The 15,770-nt window shown below is 63.9% G+C and carries 12 protein-coding genes and 1 pseudogene; 8 read left to right on the top strand and 5 right to left on the bottom strand.

Annotated elements, in window-relative coordinates; genetic code table 11:
• Nucleotides 1-8: 8 nt before the first annotated feature.
• The 3 genes from RAD04_RS22415 to RAD04_RS22405 all read left to right on the top strand — a co-directional run bounded on the left by RAD04_RS22415 (nucleotide 9) and on the right by RAD04_RS22405 (nucleotide 4,601).
• A complete protein-coding gene (locus RAD04_RS22415) occupies nucleotides 9-845 on the top strand; it encodes an enoyl-CoA hydratase family protein (RefSeq protein ID WP_091959430.1) in 837 nt (278 codons plus the stop codon).
• A gap of 98 nt (nucleotides 846-943) precedes the next feature.
• A complete protein-coding gene (locus RAD04_RS22410; protein ID WP_461625497.1) occupies nucleotides 944-3,295 on the top strand; it encodes a bifunctional salicylyl-CoA 5-hydroxylase/oxidoreductase in 2,352 nt (783 codons plus the stop codon).
• A 55-nt stretch (nucleotides 3,296-3,350) separates the two neighbouring features.
• Entirely contained in the window at nucleotides 3,351-4,601 is a 1,251-nt protein-coding gene (locus tag RAD04_RS22405; protein WP_461625496.1) for a flavin-dependent oxidoreductase, read from the top strand.
• A gap of 9 nt (nucleotides 4,602-4,610) precedes the next feature.
• Here RAD04_RS22405 and RAD04_RS22400 read toward each other — a convergent pair whose 3' ends face one another.
• Both RAD04_RS22400 and RAD04_RS22395 read right to left on the bottom strand, forming a co-directional pair.
• The gene (locus RAD04_RS22400; RefSeq protein WP_461625495.1) at nucleotides 4,611-5,069 is read right to left on the bottom strand and encodes a cupin domain-containing protein; all 459 of its coding nucleotides are present in this window, start codon (nucleotides 5,067-5,069) and stop codon (nucleotides 4,611-4,613) included.
• Between the two features lie 29 nt (nucleotides 5,070-5,098).
• The gene (locus tag RAD04_RS22395) at nucleotides 5,099-6,274 is read right to left on the bottom strand and encodes an ABC transporter substrate-binding protein (protein ID WP_461625494.1); all 1,176 of its coding nucleotides are present in this window, start codon (nucleotides 6,272-6,274) and stop codon (nucleotides 5,099-5,101) included.
• A 251-nt stretch (nucleotides 6,275-6,525) separates the two neighbouring features.
• On the opposite strand from RAD04_RS22395, the gene RAD04_RS22390 reads away from it, so the two are divergent.
• The 3 genes from RAD04_RS22390 to RAD04_RS22380 all read left to right on the top strand — a co-directional run bounded on the left by RAD04_RS22390 (nucleotide 6,526) and on the right by RAD04_RS22380 (nucleotide 9,353).
• On the top strand, nucleotides 6,526-7,044 hold the full coding sequence (locus RAD04_RS22390; protein WP_018319244.1) for a MarR family winged helix-turn-helix transcriptional regulator: 519 nt from the start codon (nucleotides 6,526-6,528) through the stop codon (nucleotides 7,042-7,044).
• A gap of 137 nt (nucleotides 7,045-7,181) precedes the next feature.
• Nucleotides 7,182-8,873: a benzoate-CoA ligase family protein gene (locus tag RAD04_RS22385; protein WP_461625493.1), complete on the top strand. Its 1,692-nt coding sequence runs from the start codon at nucleotides 7,182-7,184 to the stop codon at nucleotides 8,871-8,873.
• 21 nt (nucleotides 8,874-8,894) lie between these two features.
• Nucleotides 8,895-9,353, top strand: coding sequence for a RidA family protein (locus RAD04_RS22380; RefSeq protein ID WP_461625492.1), 459 nt, complete (start codon nucleotides 8,895-8,897; stop codon nucleotides 9,351-9,353).
• 51 nt (nucleotides 9,354-9,404) lie between these two features.
• Here the strand turns inward: RAD04_RS22380 and RAD04_RS22375 are convergent, their stop codons facing one another.
• On the bottom strand, nucleotides 9,405-10,133 hold the full coding sequence (locus RAD04_RS22375) for a CBS domain-containing protein (protein ID WP_461625491.1): 729 nt from the start codon (nucleotides 10,131-10,133) through the stop codon (nucleotides 9,405-9,407).
• 213 nt (nucleotides 10,134-10,346) lie between these two features.
• Between RAD04_RS22375 and RAD04_RS22370 the strand changes: the two genes are divergently transcribed.
• The gene (locus RAD04_RS22370) at nucleotides 10,347-12,200 is read left to right on the top strand and encodes a PHA/PHB synthase family protein (protein WP_461625490.1); all 1,854 of its coding nucleotides are present in this window, start codon (nucleotides 10,347-10,349) and stop codon (nucleotides 12,198-12,200) included.
• On the opposite strand, the gene RAD04_RS22365 is transcribed toward RAD04_RS22370, so the two are convergent.
• Together RAD04_RS22365 and RAD04_RS22360 are read right to left on the bottom strand one after the other, a co-directional pair.
• The gene (locus RAD04_RS22365; RefSeq protein ID WP_461625489.1) at nucleotides 12,197-13,168 is read right to left on the bottom strand and encodes a CHAD domain-containing protein; all 972 of its coding nucleotides are present in this window, start codon (nucleotides 13,166-13,168) and stop codon (nucleotides 12,197-12,199) included. The two genes, RAD04_RS22370 and RAD04_RS22365, sit on opposite strands and share 4 nt — an antisense overlap.
• 25 nt (nucleotides 13,169-13,193) lie before the next feature.
• A pseudogene (locus RAD04_RS22360) lies at nucleotides 13,194-14,725 on the bottom strand (bifunctional aminoglycoside phosphotransferase/ATP-binding protein).
• Between the two features lie 194 nt (nucleotides 14,726-14,919).
• Between RAD04_RS22360 and RAD04_RS22355 the strand changes: the two are divergent.
• Nucleotides 14,920-15,759: a universal stress protein gene (locus tag RAD04_RS22355; RefSeq protein WP_461625488.1), complete on the top strand. Its 840-nt coding sequence runs from the start codon at nucleotides 14,920-14,922 to the stop codon at nucleotides 15,757-15,759.
• Nucleotides 15,760-15,770 lie beyond the last annotated feature (11 nt).

Genomic DNA, 15,770 nt, shown 5'->3' with positions numbered 1-15,770 from the left:
GAGATCGCATGAGCAGACCAGCAAATCCCGTCACCATTCCGCTCGCGGACTATTCGCCGCAGCACTTCGTGCTGGCGGTGGTCGACGGCGTCGCGACGGTCACGCTCAACCGGCCCGAACGAAAGAATCCGCTGACGTTTGAAAGCTACCGGGAACTGACCGATTTCTTCCGCGCTTGCGCGTTCGACGACGAGGTCAAATCCATCGTCGTCACCGGCGCCGGGGGCAATTTCTCGTCCGGTGGTGACGTGTTCGAGATCATCGGCCCGCTGGTAAAGATGGACACCAAGGGGCTGACGGCGTTCACGCGGATGACCGGCGACCTCGTCAAGGCGATGCGCGCCTGCCCGCAGCCGATCATAGCCGCGGTCGAGGGCATCTGTGCCGGGGCCGGTGCGATCGTCGCCATGGCCTCGGACATGCGCCTCGCGGCGAGCGGGACCAAGGTTGCGTTCCTGTTCAACAAGGTGGGCCTTGCCGGTTGCGACATGGGCGCCTGCGCGATCCTGCCGCGGATCATCGGGCAGTCCCGCGCCTCCGAGCTGCTTTACACCGGCCGGTTCATGACCGCGGAGGAGGGCGAGCGCTGGGGCTTCTTCAGCCGCATCGTGACGTCGGAGCAGGTGCTGCCCCAGGCGCAGGTCCTGGCCAAGCAGATCGCGGAAGGGCCGACCTTCGCCAACACCATGACCAAGCGGATGCTGGCGATGGAATGGGCCATGTCGGTGGAGGAGGCGATCGAGGCGGAAGCCGTTGCCCAGGCCCTGTGCATGACCACGGCCGATTTCGAGCGCGCCTTCGAGGCCTTCGCCAACAAGGTCAAGCCGGTCTTCAGGGGCGACTAAACGGCGTCTTTGTCCGAGCCGGCCAGCAACGGGGGACTTGCGCGAAATTATTTTAGGCTTAAAATAGTTTCATGGCCGGGTGAATTGGCGAGGCTCCCATGAAAGTCGCGATCATCGGTGGCGGACCTGCGGGTCTTTACGCTGCGATCCTGCTCAAGAAGCAGCGCCCGGGCGCCGACATCACGGTGTATGAGCGCAATCGAGCCGACGACACCTTCGGCTTCGGCGTGGTGTTCTCGGATGCCACGCTGGATAATTTCGAAAAACACGATCTGCCGAGCTATCGCCGCATCACCCAGGAATTCGCCTACTGGGACGACATTGCCGTGCATTTTCGCGGCACGGTCCACCGGGTCGGCGGTAACGGCTTTTGCGGTTGCTCGCGGCGCAAGCTGCTCCTGATCCTTCAGGAGCGGGCCCGCGAGCTCGGCGTCGTCCTGCATTTCGAAGTGGATGTCGACGACGAATCCCGCTTCGCCGATGCCGATCTCATCCTGATCTCCGACGGCATCAACAGCCGATTCCGCGAGAAATACATCGGTCATTTCCAGCCGGAGGTCGACCTCCGCTCCAACAAGTTCGCCTGGATGGGCTCGACCAAGCCGCTCGATGCCTTCACCTTCATCTTCCAGGAGACCGAGTGGGGGCCGTTCATCGCCCACGCCTATCAGTATGAGGCCGGACACTCGACCTGGATCTTCGAGACCGATCCGCAGACGTTCGAGCGGGCTGGCCTCACGGGGCTGGACGAGACGCAGTCCGCCGCGCGGATGGCCGAGATTTTTGGCTGGTTCCTCGATGGACACAAGCTGCTCATCAACCGTTCGATGTGGCGCAATTTCCCGATGATCCGCAGCAAGCGCTGGGTCAAGGACAACATGGTGCTGCTCGGCGATGCCAAGGCGAGCGCGCATTTTTCCATCGGCTCCGGCACCAAGCTCGCGATGGAAGACGCGATTGCGCTGGCCGAAGCGATGCAGAACGCTCCCAGCATCAAGGCGGCGCTTGATGTCTACGAGCATGGCCGCCGTGAGGAAGTCGAGAAGACGCAGCATGCTGCCGACGTCTCGCTGGTCTGGTTCGAGCATGTCGACCGCTTCTGGGATTTTGATCCCGTGCAGTTTGCCTTCGGCGTGATGACGCGCTCGAAGGCGATCACCTATGACAATCTCAAGCTCCGCGCGCCCGATTTCGTGGCCGAGGTCGAGAAGTCATTTGCCAAACAGGTTCGCGACAGCGGCTTTGACGTCGACACCAAAAAGCCGGCAGTGCCGCTGTTCCAGCCGTTCCGGCTGCGCGAGATGGAGATCGCCAACCGCGCCGTCATGTCGCCGATGTGCATGTATTCGGCCAAGGAGGGCGTGCCGACCGACTTCCATCTCGTGCATTACGGATCGCGCGCGATCGGTGGCGCCGGCCTGATCTTCACGGAGATGACCTGCGTCAGCCGCGACGCCCGGATCACGCCGGGCTGCGCCGGCCTGTGGAACGACGAGCAGGAGGCGGCGTGGCGGCGCATCGTGGATTTCGTCCACGGCAATTCGGCCGCGAAAATCTGCCTGCAACTCGGCCATGCCGGCCGCAAGGGCGCGACCAAGCTGATGTGGGACGGCATGGATCGCCCGCTGGACGAAGGCGGCTGGGACGTGTTCTCCGCATCGCCGCTTCCCTATTTTCCCGATAGCCAGGTGCCGCGCGAGCTTGATCGCGCCGGCATGACCGCGGTGCGTGACGCTTTCGTTGCGTCGGCTGAGCGCGGCGAGCGCTGCGGCTTCGACATGCTGGAGCTGCACTGCGCCCACGGCTATCTGCTCGCCAGCTTCATCTCGCCGCTGACGAACACCAGGACGGACGAATACGGCGGCTCGCTCGACAACCGTCTGCGTTTCCCGCGCGAGATATTCGAGGCGCTCCGCGCGGTCTGGCCGTCGCACAAGCCGATGTCGGTACGTATCTCCGCGACCGATTGGGCTGACGGCGGTATCACCGGCGACGATGCGGTGGCGGTTGCGCGCGCCTTCGCCGAAGCGGGGGTCGATCTGGTCGACGTCTCGACCGGGCAGACCGTCCGTGATTCACAGCCGATCTACGGCCGCATGTTCCAGACGCCATTCTCTGACCAGGTCCGCAACGAGGCGCGCGTCGCCACGATGTGCGTTGGCAACATCACGACCGCGGACCAGGCCAACACCATCCTGGCCGCTGGCCGGGCGGATCTCGTGGCCCTTGGGCGGCCGCATCTGGTCGATCCGTTCTTCACCATGAGGGCGGCGGCCTGGTACGGGGCAAAGGACGCGTTCTGCCCGCCGCAATATCTGCCCGGAATGGATCAGATTTTCCGCAACAGCGTCCGCGATCGGCAGGATCTGGAGGAGCTGCGCATTAAGGCTAAGCCCAAGACCCGGGCCGAGCTCAAGGCGGAGGCGACAAAGCCGCTTGCGGCGGAGTAACCGCCCGTGCGACGTTAACCTCATTGCCTGGCATGTTTCGAGTGGAGTAAGGGCGATGAAGGCGATTATCGTCGGTGGCGGCATCGGTGGCCTCACCACGGCGCTGATGCTGCGTTCGCGTGGCATCGGATGCGAGATATTCGAGCAAGCTGACACCATTCGTGAGCTCGGCGTCGGCATCAATACGCTGCCGCATGCCATGCGCGAGCTTGCCGGACTCGGCCTGCTCCAGAAGCTCGACGATGTCGCGATCCGCACCGACCAGCTTTACTATCTCAACCGCCACGGCCAGGAGGTCTGGCGCGAAGCCCGCGGCATCGACGCCGGTCACGACGTGCCCCAATTCTCGATTCATCGGGGCCGGCTCCAGGGCGTCATCCATCGCGCCGTCGAGGAGCGGCTCGGGCACGAGGCGATTCACACCGGCTGCCGCCTCGGCGCCTTCACGCAGGACGAGGGCGGCGTCACCGCTTACTTTTTCGATCGTGCCGGCGCGCATGTCCACACCGCGCGCGGCGACATCCTGATCGGCGCCGATGGCATTCATTCCCGGGTTCGCGACACACTGTTCCCGAACGAGGGGCCGCCGTGCTGGAACGGCTTGATGCTGTGGCGCGGTGCACGCGACTGGCCGCTGTTCCTCACCGGCAAATCCATGATCGTGGCCGGCGGCCTCAATGCCAAGGTGGTGATCTATCCGATCGCGGAGGGATCGAGCCCGGCGAGCCGCCTGACCAACTGGGCGGTGCTGGTGAAGGTGGGCGAGGGCAATGCGCCACCGCCGCGGAAGGAAGACTGGTCTCGGCCGGGCCGCCGCGAGGAGCTGATGCCGCATGTCGTTCGCTTCTCGGTGCCTTATGTCGACGTCAAAAGCCTGATCTCGGCGACGCCCGAATTCTACGAATATCCGACCTGCGACCGCGATCCCTTGCCCTATTGGTCATCCGGACGCGTCACGCTGCTCGGCGACGCCGCGCACCCCATGTATCCGGTCGGCTCCAACGGCGCCTCGCAGGCGATCCTCGATGCGCGCTGCCTTGCGGACGCATTGGTGCGCGCAGAGCATCCGCGCCAGGCGCTGCTCGAATACGAGAAGAAGCGCCTGCCGATGACGGCTGATATCGTGCGCTCAAACCGGCGCGGCGGCCCTGAGGGCGTCATCGACGCCGTCGAGCAGCTCGCCCCTGATGGATTCGACAATGTCGACAACGTGCTGAGCTATTCCCAGCGCGAGGCCATCGTGCGCGGCTACGCCACTAAGGCGGGTTTCGCCGCCGTGCCGGGGCTCGCGGCGGTGCGCGCTTGAGATCTGCCGCTAGCCAGCGCCGGGCGGCGGCGGCAGGAAGTGGATGTTGAACTCGGCGGCCATCGCCACCACGTCCTCCGGCTTCTGCTCCTTCATGTTGTGAAGGCCCCAGAACAGGTCGAACAGCTTTTTGGTCGGAGACACCCAGAACAGCACTTTTGCGGTCTGCTCCGACTTGTTGAAGATGCCGTGCGGCACACCCATGCCGAGGCGGATCAGGTCGCCGGCGGTGGCCTGCGACTCCGAATTGCCCAGCATGAAGTCGAGCTTGCCCTCCAGCATGTAGAGATATTCATCCTGGTCGGGATGAATATGCGGCGGCACGAACGTGCCCGGCGGCAAGGTCGCATGCCAGGAGAAACTGTGCTCGGTCTTGCTCTTCGGCACGTAGGTTTGACCGAGGATGTTCCAGGAAATGCCCTGGATTCCCTCGTTGGCCCGCGTGATGCCGGTGATTTCGGTGCTCATTGAAGTCCTCCCTTGACGCGACGCTCGGCTCAGTTCGCCGCCTTGCAATCCTTGGCATAGCGGTCGCCGTAATTCTCGAAGACCTTCTGCACGATCTCCGTCTGGAACTTGCCGTCCGGACGCTTGGCGACCTTGGTCAGATAAAAATCCTGGATCGGATAGCCGTTGGTGTTGAACTTGAAGGCGCCGCGCAGCGAGGTGAAGTCGGCCTTCTTCAGTGCAGTCCCGACCGCGTCCTTGTTCGACAGATCGCCCTTCACGGCCTTGACCGCGCTGTCGATCAGCATCGCGGCGTCGTAAGCCTGGAAGGCGTAGGTGCCGGGCACGACGTTATAGGCGGCTTCATAGGACGCGACGAACTTCTTATTCTGGGGATTGTCGAGATTGGGCGCCCAGTTGGCGCCGCCGAACATGCCGACGGCCGCGTCCTGCTGCGCCGGCAAGGTCGATTCATCCACCGTAAACGCCGAGAGCACCGGAATGCTGTCGGCGAGGCCGGCCTGCCGGTATTGCTTGACGAGATTGACGCCGAGGCCGCCGGGCATGAACGTGAAGAGCGCATCGGGCTTCTGCGAGGAGATCTTGGAAAGCTCCGGCTGGAAGTCCAGCGTGTTCAGCGGCATGTAGGATTCCTCGACGATCTCGCCCTTGTAGTCGAGCTTGAAGCCCGCCACCGAATCCTTGCCGGCCTGATAGTTCGGCACCATCAGGTACATGCGCTTGTAGCCGCGATCCTGCGCGACCTTGCCGAGGATCTCGTGCACCTGATCGTTCTGATACGAGGTCACATAGAAGAACGGGTTGCAGTCCTTGCCGGCAAAGGTCGACGGGCCCGCGTTGGGGCTGATCAGAAAGATCTTCGATTCCGTCACGGGCCGGTGGATCGCCTGCAGGATGTTGGAGAAGATCGGGCCGACCACGAAGTCGACCTTGTCGCGTTCGAGCAGACCCTTGACCTTGGTCACCGCCGCGTCTGGCTTCAGTTCGTCATCAACCACGACGACCTCGACGTCACGGCCGCCCATCTTGCTGCCGAGGTCCTTTACGGCGAGCGCAAAGCCGTCGCGAACCTGCTGGCCAAGCGCTGCGGCGGGTCCCGACAGGGTCACGATCACCCCCAGCTTGATCTTCTCCTGCGCCAAGGCAGGGGTTACGGCAGTGCCGAGCAGCAAGGCGGTTGCGGCCAAGGTCGATTGCATTCTCATAATCTGTCCCTCGTGACATCAAGGCTTGCGCCGCAAGCCGCGTGCTCCAATCCAAGCTTATGCCGATGATGGCGGCCGCGGCAAGCAGCGCTCAAAGTGTCGTCATCCCGCGGCAGCGGCGCATGCAAGCGGCGCGCCAATTATTTGAAGCCTAAAGAAAGTAGCGTGCGGTCGATTGTTGCAGCTTTTGACTTGCGGCCGGCGTCGATTTATTTGAAGCTCAAAATGTTGGGGAATCCGTGCCGGCGCCAATGCCCGCCGAGAGTGAACGCACCGAGATGCTCGATTCCGAGACCAAGGCCGTCGAAACGCCGGAAGACCATGCCGACGAGCTTCGGCTGTGGCTGCGCCTTCTGACCTGCACCACCCTGATCGAGGGCGAGGTTCGCGGCCGGCTGCGGCAGCGGTTCGACGTCACGCTGCCCCGCTTTGATCTGATGGCTCAGCTCGACAAGGCGCCTGACGGCATGACGCTGTCCGATGTCTCCAAGCGGATGATGGTGTCCAACGGCAATGTCACCGGCCTCGTCGAGCGCCTCGTGGAATCCGGCCATCTCGATCGTCGGACCTCCGAGACGGATCGCCGGGTCCAGGTGATCCGTCTCACGAAACTCGGTCGCGCCGAGTTCCGCAAGATGGCTGCGGAGCACGAGACCTGGATCGCCGATCTCTTCGCCGACCTCTCGCCGAAGGATGTGCGCGAATTGATGCGGCTGCTCGCCAAGACCAAGGCGTCGGCGCAGAAATCGGCCGCGCGCCGCCGGCCGTAAGAACCGCCGCCCAATCCCTTTTGCCGCAGGAAAAAGCACGGGGTGCCCAAAATCCGCTATTGCGCCAAATTGTTTTAAGCCTAAAATGTTTCCCAGATCGTGCTGCCGGGTGCAATCCATGCTGAAAGGAGCGTGCGATGGCCAACGCCGCCAAGATTCAAGTGTCGGGCTCGCATGACGGCAACGCTGCGACGGCCCATGTCGATACGTTTGCGCGGCAGCATCTGCCGCCACGCGAGCTCTGGCCGGAGTTCATCTTCACGCGGCCGGAGCTGCGCTATCCGCCGCGATTGAACTGCGTCAGTTATTTCCTCGATCGCTGGGTCGAGCAGGGACATGGCGAGGCTCCCTGCGTCGTCAGTCCCGCCGTCAGTTACACCTATCGCGAGCTGCAAGCGCTGGTGAACCGCATCGCCAACGTGCTGGTCGACAAGCTCGGTCTCATCCCCGGCGGGCGTGTGCTATTGCGCTCGGCCAACAACCCGATGATGGTCGCGACCTATCTCGCAGTCATCAAGGCCGGCGGCATTGTCGTGGCCACGATGCCGCTCTTGCGCGCCAAGGAGCTGTCCTATCCGATTCAGAAGGCGGAGATTGCGCTGGCGCTGTGCGACGGAAAGCTCGCCGAGGAGATGGAGAAGGCGAAGGTTGCGGCGCCAATTCTCAAGCGAGTAGTTTATTGGGGCAATGGCGCGGCGGACTCGCTCGAAGCGCTCGGCGCCGACGCGAGCCCGGAGTTCAAGGCCATCGATACCGCCTCCGACGACGTCTGTCTGATCGCCTTTACGTCCGGCACGACAGGCGATCCCAAGGGCACCATGCATTTCCACCGCGACATGCTCGCGGTCTGCGACGGCTATGCGCGCAACATCCTGCGAGCCGAACAGAAGGATCGCTTCGTCGGCTCGGCGCCGCTCGCGTTCACGTTCGGCTTCGGCGGTGTGCTGTTTCCGATGCATATCGGCGCCTCTTTCGTGGTGCTGGAGAAGACGACGCCCGACGACATGCTGACGGCGATCGAGCAATACAAGACCACGGTCTGCTTCACGGCGCCGACCGCTTACCGGGCGATGATCGGCAAGCTGCCTGGCCGCGACATCTCCTCGCTTCGCAAATGTGTTTCCGCAGGCGAGACGCTGCCCAAGCCGACCTTCGACGCCTGGCTCAAAGCGACGGGGATCAAGCTGATGGATGGCATTGGCTCGACTGAATTGCTGCACATCTTCATCAGCGCGACCGAGGACGAGATCCGTCCCGGCGCAACGGGCAAGCCCGTGCCGGGCTATGAGGCCAAGATCGTCGACGATGACGGCCACGATTTGCCGCCGGGCACGATGGGAAACCTCGCGGTGCGCGGGCCGACAGGTTGCCGCTATCTCGCCGACGAGCGGCAGCGCAAATACGTCCAGAACGGCTGGAATATCACCGGCGACACCTACCTGATGGATAGCGACGGCTATTTCTGGTACCAGTCGCGCTCCGACGACATGATCGTGTCGGCCGGCTACAATATCGCGGGTACCGACGTCGAGGCGGCGCTGCTCACGCATCCGGCGGTCGCCGAGTGCGGCGTGGTCGGCGCCCTCGACGAGGCGCGCGGCATGATCGTGAAGGCCTATGTCGTCGCGACGCCCGGCGTGACGCCGGACGCTCAGCTCGTGACCGAGTTGCAGGAACATGTCAAACGCGAGATCGCGCCGTACAAATATCCGCGTGCCATCGAATTCGTGACACAACTCCCCAAGACCGAGACCGGAAAATTGAAGCGCTTTGCCCTGCGGCAACTGGCGCAGGCTGCCGCAACGTCCTCAGGCGTCGCGGCGGAATGAGAAGAGGATGAAGAATTGTCCGTGACGACGCCGAAAGGCCCGCAACTCGCGGTGCTGCCGACAGCAGCCGATGATGACACCCGTTCGCGGGTGCAGGTGCTCCAGCCGTCGGGGTGGCCGATGCCGAAGGGCTATGCCAATGGCATGGCCGCTGAGGGGCGCATCGTCGTCACCGGCGGGGTGATCGGCTGGGATGCCGAGGAGCGTCTTGCCGACGGCTTTGTCGCACAGGTAGGGCAGACCTTGAGCAACATCGCCGCGATCCTGGCCGAGGCAGGCGCGAGGCCCGAGCACCTCGTGCGGTTGACCTGGTACGTCGTCGACATGGACGAGTACCTGTCCAACCTGAAGGAGCTCGGCAAGGTCTACCGTGCCATCTTCGGCGCAAATTACCCGGCGATGGCGCTGGTGCAGGTGGTGCGCCTCGTGGAGAAGGCGGCGCGCGTCGAGATCGAGGCCACCGCCGTCATTCCGCGCTGAATCGCGTCTGGTTCAGCTCGCCTTGTCAGCTTGCCTTGCTAGCTTGTCTTGCTAGCTTGCCTTGGCGAGCTCGTCGTCCTCGGGCGAGTTCAGATAGACGCCCGACATGGTGTCGACCCAGCACAGATGGTCGTGCACCTTCTTCACGCCATCGACGTTCTCCGCTGCGACGACCGCCGCCTGCCGCGTGCGCTCTTCGGTGATGACGCCGCTGAGGTGAACGATGCCGTCGCGGACGATGACGTTCAGCCCGAACGGGCACCAGTCGTTCTTCTCCATGGTGTCGATGATGCGGCTGCGAATGTGGTCGTCGTCCGCCGTCGGATCCCGCACTTCGCGCGCGAGCCCCGCCACAGCCTGCAGCAGATTGGCACGGGATACGATCCCGACGACCTTGTCGCCGCGCACCACCGGAAGCCGCTTCACGTTGTTCCGCTCCATGAGGTCGACGATCTCTGCGAGCGCGGTGTCCTCCGTGATGGTGACGACCGTGTCGGTCATCACCTCCGCGACCTTGCGGCCGTGCTCGTGGACGAAGTCGCTGGCGGATTTGCCCGGACCGAGGACGAACCGCAACCAGCGGCCGCGCTTGCGCCCGGTGCCGATTTCGCTTCGGCGGATGAAATCTCCTTCCGACACGACGCCGACCAGCTTGCCGGTATCGTCGACCACCGTGAGACCGCTGACATGCCGCTTCAGCATGATATTTGCCGCCTCGACGATGCTGGTGTCGGGGGTGACCGAGATGACCGACCGGGTCATGATCTGGTGGGCGCGCATGGACAACTCCGCTGGCTCTATCGAATTTCGATGCGCCGAAAACTAGCTCGGGCATCGGGGTGCGGCTTGACTCAGGTCAATTGGACGAAGCCCGTCCGTCCCGATTAAGCAATCGTGATCCGCGCTCCGGATTTGATGCAGCTCAACGCCTCTGCGAAACCTCGCCATATCCTGCTGCCGACGTAAATCAGAAGCCCTCGGGAACATTGAGTCATGAGCGTCGTGCAGATCCTTCCACGGGCCGAAGAGCCGGCGGCGCAGGCTCTTCCCGTCAATCCCGTCGCTGCTCCCGAAGCCTCGTCGGTGAGCCCCGAAACACCCGCAGGAGTGCCTGCCGCCGCCGATCCTCCGCCTGCATTGGAGCCATATCCGCTCGACCGCGCATTTCACGCGATGCTGGCGCGATTCACCGGCGGAATTTCGCCGCTGGCCTTGTCGCTGGCCTGGCTCGACTGGAGCTCGCATCTGGCTGCGGCGCCGCAGCGCCAGCTGGAAATGTCCCGCAACGTCCTGCGTGACGCCGGCCGGCTGGCCGAAGCCGCCGCGCATGCAGCATCGCCGGAGCAAAAGCCGTGGTCCGTGATCCAGCCGCAGGGACGGGATCGCCGTTTCAGCGGACCGCAATGGGAGACCGCGCCGTTCAATCTGCTGGCGCAGGCGTTTCTGCTCGGAGAGCGCTGGTGGCACGATGCCACGACCGGCGTGCGCGGCGTGTCGCACGCAAATCAGGCCATCGTCGAGTTCTCGATGCGCCAGATGCTCGACATGCTGGCGCCGTCGAATTTCGCGGCGACCAATCCGAAGGTGCTGGAGAAGGCGTTCCAGAGTGGCGGCGAGAATTTCGTTTTTGGATGGCAGAACTGGTGCAGCGACCTGATGCGCTTGCTCTCCACGTCGAAAGCGGCGGACGGCGAGCAGTTTGTGGTCGGCAAGTCGGTGGCGGCTTCGCCCGGCAAGGTCGTTCACCGTAACGAGCTGATCGAGCTGATCCAGTATCATCCGACCACTGCGCAGGTGAGACCCGAACCGATCCTGATCGTGCCGGCCTGGATCATGAAGTACTACATCCTCGATCTCTCGCCGCAGAACTCGCTGGTCAAATATCTGACCGGTCAGGGTTTCACCGTGTTCGCGATCTCCTGGCGCAACCCGGATGCGACGGATCGGGATCTCGCCTTCGACGACTATCGCAGGCTGGGGGTCATGGCGGCGCTGGACATGATCGGCCGCGTCATGCCGGGTCGGAAGACCCATGCGCTCGGCTATTGTCTGGGAGGTACATTGCTGTCGATCGCTGCCGCCGCGATGGAGCGCGACGGTGACAAGCGCCTTGGCACCGTTACTCTCCTTGCCGCCCAGACTGACTTCACCGAGGCCGGAGAGCTGACGCTTTTCATCAACGAGAGCCAGGTCGCCTTTCTCGAAGACATGATGTGGCAGCGCGGCTATCTCGACACGACCCAGATGGCCGGCGCCTTCCAGCTGCTGCGCTCCAACGAACTGATCTGGTCGCGTCTGTCACATGACTATCTGATGGGCGAGGGCGCGCCACTGAACGATCTGATGGCGTGGAACGCGGACGCAACGCGGCTGCCTTATCGCATGCATTCGGAATATCTGCGAAAGCTGTTCCTCGACAACGATCTGGCCGGCGGGCGCTATCACGTCGGCGGCAGGAACGTTTCGCTGTCCGATATTCACGCCCCGATGTTCGTGGTCGGCACGCTGGCCGATCACGTGGCGCCGTGGCGATCGGTCTACAAGATCCACTATCAGGTCGATGCCGACGTGACCTTCCTGTTGACCAGTGGCGGCCACAATGCCGGCGTCGTCGCGCCTCCCGACGAGCCCGGCCACAGCTATCAAGTGCTGAGCAAGGCCGAGGACGCGCCGTATGTCGGTGCGGACGAATGGCTGAAGCTGGCTCCGCGCGTCCAGGGGTCGTGGTGGCCGGAATGGATCAAATGGCTGGCGGCGCGCTCCGGTGCGCCCTGCGATCCGCCGTCGATCGGGCTTGGAGACGCTCCCGGCCTGCCCGATGCGCCGGGGGACTACGTCCACACTTAAACCTCCGGCTCGGAATTCGGTGCGAGGTCCGAGGAGCGGAAGGGTTTGGTCTTGTCCAGTTTGCGGTAGGCCATTGATGCCGTCCGCAGCAGCTTCTTTTCGCGCCTGCGGTTGTGGAATCGATTGCTGGCTTCGAGGCCGGCGCCGTTCAATGAGGCCGCCAGCGCTCGTCCCCGTGCATCGTCGTTCAATCGTCCGAGCGACCGTTGCGCCTTGCGCAATTTCTTGAGGATCGATTTCTGTTTCGTCAGCGATTCCTCGGCGAACAGGTCCTGGAGCGACCCGATCGAATAGGTCAGCCGCTTGTTGAGAATCCGCAGCTTGTGTCGTTTCTCGACGTCGAGCTTGCGGAGTTTTCGCGCCTTCTTGAGCAGCGTCGTCTCCCACTCGGTCAGCCGCTCCGTGGCGTGGTCGGCGAGCGTGCAGCGGCGCAATCGCATGGCTTCCTTGCTGCGCCGGGTCGACCAGGGGCCGCGCTCGATCCAGATCGAGGTCTGCTCGACAAGGCGGCGATACCGCGCGGATTGCAGCGCACGCGCCAGCAGGCGGTGGCTCTCGGCGCGCTTTTCGTCCCAATGCTGAAGCTCGGCAACCACCGCAAGATCGTCGCCACTCTCGGCGACGATCCGCTCGATCGCCACGTCGAGATCCCGCACCATGCCGAGCTGGCCATTCAGCCATTTCAGTTCGGCCCAGACCTTCGGGCGCAGGGCGTCGTCGACCATCGGCGAGAAGAAGCGGATGGCAGTTCGCAGATGCGTCAACGCGATCCGGATCTGATGCAGCGCGTCGGGATCGCCGCGGCAGGTGCCGTCATGCTGGGCGAGTACGGCATCGAGGTGACGGCGCGCGATGATGCGGAACGCCGTATCGCAGGCCATGCCGGGGCTGAGGCGGCCGGGCAGGGCATTGCGCCTCGCCGCCGGCGTGGCGCGAGCGGCCGTCGAGGTCGTGGTGGGTCGCGCCATCTTTGCCCGCGCCAATCAGATTGCCTTATTTGCTTTCAGCGATGGCGTCCCGGCAGTTCTGGAGCGTCTGCTCTTGTGTCCCGGATGCATCGATGGTCGCCCAGCCGACGTGACCGATATTATAGTGCTCTTGCTGCGCAGCAACCTCCTGTGTGGCGTCGGATGCGTCTCCCCGGCGGCCTCCGATCCGCATCTGCCGGGTCGCGAGGTCCGCAACCAGGAACAGGCCGTTCAGCGGCACCTTGCGCTCCCGCGCCAGTGCGGCGATCGCGTCCCGTTCGTCCTCGCGGGCGAACACGCCGTCGATGATCGCCGAATGGCCCTGCGCCAGCACCCGCCGGGCGTGCTGAGCCAGCGTGTCGTAGACGCGGGCCGCGTGCTCCGGCGTGTAGGCGGACGGCGGCAGGCGGTGCGTGTCCTCGACCCCGAACATCTGCTTGCGGACGAGGTCGCTGCGCAGCACGACGGCCCCCGGGGGCGGTGCGACGACGGGCGCGAGTGCATTCGCCAGGACGGTCTTGCCGGTGCCTGACAATCCGCCGACCGCAATCAGGCGCGGAGCGGCGGGATGGATCAGCATCCCCGCGAGCTCAAAATAACGCTCCGCCTCATCCAGGATGCCGGCGGCATCGGAATGCGGCGGCTTCAGCCGTGCCAGGGCCACCTGGGCGCGGATCGCCGCCCGGATGGACATCAACAGCGGCAGGGTCGAGAGCGCGTCGAGATTGTCGGCCGGCGTCGCGGCGAGATAGCGGTTCAGGACGATGTTGGCCGCATTTGGCTGATCGTGGTGCAACAGGTCCATCAGCGTGAATGCGAGATCGTAGAGCACGTCGACGGTTGCCATCTGCGCATCGAACTCGATGGCGTCGAACAGCACCGGCCGGTCATCGATCAGAACGATGTTTGCGAGATGCAGATCGCCATGGCAGCGGCGCACGAAGCCCTGACAGCCGCGCTCTGCGAGCAGCGGACGAACACGCAGGAATGCCTCGTGGGAGGCTTTGCCGAGCTTGTCGATGTCTGCCGCATTGAAATGACCGCCGGCCCGCAGACCGTGACCGTTGCCGTCGATCAGGCCGGGGATGGAGGCGACCCATGCTTCGCCGTCCGCGCGTGTCGCCGCGCCGTGGGAAGCCACGATCGCGTCGGCGGCAGCCGAAGCCAGCTTCGCATCCAGCGGACCGGCCTTTGCCAGATGATCGAGCGTCCGATTTTCGTCGAAGCGTGTCATCTCCACCGCATACTCGATCGGCCGGCCGGGTCCGTCGACCTGCACCGAGCCGTCCGGCTCTTCCGTGATCGCCACGACGCGATGATAGATCTGCGGCGCCAGCGGCCGGTTGATCCGGATCTCCTCCTCGCATGCTGCCTTGCGCTTCTCGAGCGTCGAATAGTCGAGGAAGGGAAACTGCACAGCCCGCTTGATCTTCAGCGCTCGCTTGCCTTCGAGAAAGACCGAAGCTGCGTGCGTGTCGACCCGCTTCACGCCCGGATGCCTGCCCGAATCGGAGAGCGCCGCAAAGTCCGGTCCTGGGTCGCAGAATCGTCTGTCATTCCCGCTGGCACATCCAGATGCGTCGGAAGGCGGCCCGTCCGCCAACCAAGGTAACCCTTAGCAGCAGATCGCGGCCAGTCCTTGACGTCGGTTAACACCTGTTACTGGTGAACTGGACGAGGTTCCCTTGGCTTGACTAGGATCAAGCATCCGGACGAACGCGGGCGTATTCTGACGCCCAAGGAGAATCCCGATGCCCATCAAGGATGTCTTTCTGCCGCTTGTCGGCCAGCCCCGCGGACCGGCCCTGATTGCGATCGAGAAATGTGTGGCCGTCGCCGCCGACCTCGGCGCCAGGATCACGGCGCTTGCGCTCGAGGAAGACGTTTTCGAGCGGCCGAAGGTGATGCTGCCTCATGATCGCGATTCCGCGGAGGCCGGCAGTTCGCGTGAGGCGGACGACACGCAGCAGCTCCTCAATGCCTTCACCAATGCGGCGTCCCGCGCCAACATCCGCGCCCAGAGCCGAACGGGCAAGGTGCCGGCTGACCAGATCGCGGCGATCCTGGCCGAGCATGCCCGCTTCAGCGATCTCACGCTGTTTCCCGTGAAGCCGCACGACAGCCGAACGGAGCACATCATCGAAACTCTCCTGTTCGAATGCGGACGGCCGCTGCTGCTCTGCCCGGAGCAGCATGCGGAGCAGTTGCGGCCGGAATTCGAGAACGTCATGATCGCCTGGGATCATTCTGCCCGTGCTGCGCGTGCGGTCGGCGATGCCTTGCCGATTCTTCAGGCTGCCAGCGTGGTCCGTGTGGTGACAGTAACGCAGGACAGGGATGACGCAGTCGTGCAATCCGGCGCGGCTCTCGTCGACCATCTCAGGGAACACGGGGTCTATGCCTCGTTCGAAACGGTGAACGGCAACGGCAGCTCGATCGGCAAGGTACTGGGAAGCTGGGCGAATTCCCATGGCATGGATGCGATCGTGATGGGCGCCTACCATCATTCACGCCTGAACGAGATCGTCTGGGGCGGTGTGACAAAGACCGTCATTGGCCAGCCACCCTGCTGGGTTATGATCTCGCACTAGGCTCGCCATTT

The organism is Bradyrhizobium sp. 25ACV (assembly GCF_054863005.1).
This window is presented reverse-complemented; position numbering and strand designations above follow the sequence as displayed.

Coding starts and splice junctions, on each gene's coding strand:
- RAD04_RS22415 (WP_091959430.1), top strand. CDS start 9: ATGAGCAGACCAGCAAATCCCGTCACCATTCCGCTCGCGGACTATTCG.
- RAD04_RS22410 (WP_461625497.1), top strand. CDS start 944: ATGAAAGTCGCGATCATCGGTGGCGGACCTGCGGGTCTTTACGCTGCG.
- RAD04_RS22405 (WP_461625496.1), top strand. CDS start 3,351: ATGAAGGCGATTATCGTCGGTGGCGGCATCGGTGGCCTCACCACGGCG.
- RAD04_RS22400 (WP_461625495.1), bottom strand. CDS start 5,069: ATGAGCACCGAAATCACCGGCATCACGCGGGCCAACGAGGGAATCCAG.
- RAD04_RS22395 (WP_461625494.1), bottom strand. CDS start 6,274: ATGAGAATGCAATCGACCTTGGCCGCAACCGCCTTGCTGCTCGGCACT.
- RAD04_RS22390 (WP_018319244.1), top strand. CDS start 6,526: ATGCCCGCCGAGAGTGAACGCACCGAGATGCTCGATTCCGAGACCAAG.
- RAD04_RS22385 (WP_461625493.1), top strand. CDS start 7,182: ATGGCCAACGCCGCCAAGATTCAAGTGTCGGGCTCGCATGACGGCAAC.
- RAD04_RS22375 (WP_461625491.1), bottom strand. CDS start 10,133: ATGCGCGCCCACCAGATCATGACCCGGTCGGTCATCTCGGTCACCCCC.
- RAD04_RS22370 (WP_461625490.1), top strand. CDS start 10,347: ATGAGCGTCGTGCAGATCCTTCCACGGGCCGAAGAGCCGGCGGCGCAG.
- RAD04_RS22365 (WP_461625489.1), bottom strand. CDS start 13,168: ATGGCGCGACCCACCACGACCTCGACGGCCGCTCGCGCCACGCCGGCG.
- RAD04_RS22355 (WP_461625488.1), top strand. CDS start 14,920: ATGCCCATCAAGGATGTCTTTCTGCCGCTTGTCGGCCAGCCCCGCGGA.